Genomic DNA, 2,158 nt, shown 5'->3' with positions numbered 1-2,158 from the left:
GGAATAGTTCTTCTAGGGAATCATTAGTACTCCCCAGATACGCCAAAACAAGGCGCTCCAATAAGCGTTTCAACAAATATGTAGCACGCTATGCTGGAGACTTAGAGAAACTACCTGCCGAGGCAGACGACACAATATGAATATCCTCTACGCCTTATGGATGTTCTGGGTCGCTAGCACGTGGTTATCGGCTTCTTCAGCATCACGAATCTCAATTCGCTCGTCGAAGCCTTCGATACTTGCCTCATCGTGGCCAGTGCCCAAACGCTGTTCGCGTTCAATCAACAACACACGCAGAGCCAAACCACAGGTGACGGCCCACGGCCAGGTGTAGAACACCTCACCCAGACGAGAAGCACAAATCATGATGGCAACACCAGCGCCCTGTACAACATAGAACTTTGTAGGTAGTGTCTTCTGGCCGCTAAACACATTCACGATAAAAAGTAGCGTGATGGTGACAACCAGAATCATCCACGGCCAGCCGCCCTCAACCAGAGCAGACCAGTACGAGTTATGGAAAAACCAGGTCTTCGAACCAGTATGGGCTAGATAAACGTATGCCTCACCCAAACCCTGACCGAAGAAGCCAGAAGCCTGAACCTTAATCTCAGATGCCTGGTCAATCAGCGAACGAAGCGCATCCGTACCGGTACGATCTGCGAAGACACCGGACTGTGCGTAGTCACTGGTCAAAATATCAATCAGCCAGTACAGGGCCACACCCAAGGCGATGCGACCGAAAGTCTTCAGACGGTTCGCGATGACAATCCAAATCAGGCCTGCAACATACGCCGCAATAGAGGTACGAGAACCCGTAGCCCATAGCAGACCGGAGAAAACAACAATGGCGCCGATAACTTCAAACTTGTTACGGGCAAAGCTCAGAATCAACAGACCAAACAGACAGTACACCAGACCCGAGAAGTTTTTGTCATTCAACCAACCGGTCAAATAACCGTAGTAACCAGTTACCGGCGCAAACCCAGCAAAATAAGCCACTGCGTTAAACATAATCGCTAGTGAGTAGCCCAAAATAATGGACCGGATATGCAAGCGTCCGGCAGCAATAGCCCAAACCAGCACTGTTGCTGCCACCAGACGAAGTAAGCGTCGTGTCCAATCCGATGCATCCTCTGAATGCACACCGTTGATTGAAACGATTGCCAGGTAACCCATCGCAACGAACATGATGGCGCGCAAACCGGAAAAATGGCTGACGTCAAAGGTCGGCTTACGGGTCAGACCGTACGCTGCCAAAACAAGAATGACCACCTGGTTAAAGGGCAAACCAACACCCGGTACCGCCTCACCAAAAAGCAAGAGGAATGCCATGATGAACTCAGGCATACGAATCTGGCTGGTCTGATGGCGGACGTAATTGCTACCGCGAGACACAGTTTCAGAGAAACGCGAGACCTCTGGCTTCTCGGAAGGTTCGTTCAGATGCGCGTAAACCTGCGAAGTCTGGCTCATCATCGGCCTCCTCGAAGTACACGAGTGTAAATATCAACCGTCTGAGCAGCCATCTGCTCATTTGAAATCCAGGTGAAAGGCTCAGGCTTGCCCTTCTGTAGCTGCGCGCGCATAGCCTGCAGAACGTCCTGAGTCAGGGTTGCGCTCTGACGGTCTACCAGCTCATCGGCACTCAGAATCTCCGGGTTGCCGCCCACAGCAGTAGCGACCGTCTTCAGACCGGCTGCCTTAGCATCCAGCAGAGTGTAGGAGCAGTTCTCCCACACCGACAGCTGAACAATCATGTCGCTACGGCCCATCGCCTCAATCGGGTTCACGAAACCGCTGAAGGTCACCGAGTCCCCCAGGTTCAGGCGCTGAGCCTGAGCCTGCAACTCGGATGCCAAATCGCCAGAGCCCGCAATCTCAAGATGAGCCTGCGGGTAATCAACACGAAGCTGCGCAAAAGCATCCAGCAACACGTCAATACCCTTCTCAGGGGACAGACGAGACAGCGAAAGAATACGAGGACCGCCCTCAGCGGGTACACGCTGCTGCTCAACAGCCGCGTGCACCTCCGGGATATCCACGCCGTTGTACACCAGCTCCACGCCGCGAGCGCCCCACTTGGCGCGCATCTGCTCTGCTGTAGAACGAGAAACAGCAATCGCCTGATCGGTACCCCACAGGCGCACACGGTGCA

At 53.3% G+C, this 2,158-nt stretch carries 2 protein-coding genes; both read right to left on the bottom strand.

Annotation, left to right across the window (positions count from 1 at the left end; all coding sequences use genetic code 11):
- Nucleotides 1-147 precede the first annotated feature (147 nt).
- Nucleotides 148-1,476 carry an O-antigen ligase family protein gene (locus tag Q0216_RS06310; RefSeq protein ID WP_298593825.1) on the bottom strand — a complete coding sequence of 443 codons (1,329 nt, stop codon included), beginning with the start codon at nt 1,474-1,476 and terminating at the stop codon, nt 148-150.
- Nucleotides 1,476-2,158: glycosyltransferase (locus Q0216_RS06305; RefSeq protein WP_298593823.1), on the bottom strand; the 683-nt coding region annotated here is incomplete at its 5' end. The genes Q0216_RS06305 and Q0216_RS06310, both read right to left, overlap by 1 nt.

It is taken from the genome of uncultured Rothia sp., assembly GCF_937976295.1.
Lineage (GTDB): Bacteria > Actinomycetota > Actinomycetes > Actinomycetales > Micrococcaceae > Rothia.
Note: the sequence above shows the minus strand (reverse complement) of the source record. Positions and strands in the feature narration are given on the sequence as shown.